The organism is Bacillus sp. SG-1 (genome assembly GCF_000181495.1).
In the GTDB taxonomy this organism is placed as follows: Bacteria; Bacillota; Bacilli; order Bacillales; family Bacillaceae_B; genus Rossellomorea.
The window spans coordinates 1-1,009 of the sequence record NZ_ABCF01000183.1; the positions used below are offsets into that span (position 1 = coordinate 1).

The 1,009-nt window shown below is 43.2% G+C and carries 1 protein-coding gene; it reads left to right on the plus strand.

The window, feature by feature from the left end; all coding sequences use genetic code 11:
- Positions 1-902, plus strand: a 902-nt coding sequence (locus BSG1_RS19620; protein ID WP_006838993.1) for a UDP-N-acetylmuramoyl-L-alanyl-D-glutamate--2,6-diaminopimelate ligase, incomplete at its 5' end; no start/stop codon positions are given.
- Positions 903-1,009: the final 107 nt, after the last annotated feature.

Sequence of the window (1,009 nt, forward strand, 5' to 3'; positions counted from 1 at the left end):
GTTGTGACTTCGATATAGCAGTATTCACCAACATTACTCAAGACCACTTGGATTACCATCGGACAATGGAGGAATACAGGAGTGCCAAGAGTCTTCTTTTTTCACAACTAGGCAATTCCTATGATGAAAAAAAGCTGAAGTATGCCATCATTAATAATGATGATCCGTCTGCTGGATTCTTTATTCATTCAACAGCTGCACATGTTGTTACCTATGGAGTGAGCCAGGATGCTGATTTTTATGCCGAAGATATTGAACTCCGGCATAATGGGTCCTCTTTTACCATGGTTACGCCATCAGAAAGGATAAAGATGGATATCCAGCTGGCTGGAAGGTTTAATATTTATAATGTCCTTGCAGCTGCAGCGTCTGCTAATATCTCGGGAGTTCCTTTAAAGAACATCAAGGCTGCCCTCCAATCAATCAATGGCGTAAGCGGAAGATTTGAACAAGTGGAAGCAGGACAGGATTTTTCTGTAATTGTGGACTATGCCCATACCCCGGACAGTCTTGAGAATGTCCTCAAGACAATAGAAACCATCACAGATGAGAATGTGATTGTTGTTGTAGGCTGCGGTGGGAACAGGGATAGGACCAAGAGGCCGATCATGGCTGAAATCGCCTGTAAATATGGAGATCAAGTCGTTTTCACTTCTGATAATCCAAGGAATGAAGATCCCAATGCTATTATCGCCGATATGACAACCGGCCTTAAGCATACCAATTATATCGTTATTATTGACCGTCAGGAGGCGATCAACCATGCAGTGTCCCTGGCTGGAAAAGGTGATGTTGTACTGATAGCAGGTAAAGGACATGAGACTTATCAAATTATCGGGGACGCAGTGACCTCTTTTGATGACAGAGAGGCTGCCAAGGCTGCAATTAAGAGGTTGAATTGATGCTGTGCTTTGCAGATGTAAGGAATGTAATCACGAATACAAGAGGCATAGATGATCCAGATCTGCTTTTTGAAATGGTGACAGCGCAAGCTGATGAAAACATGCCC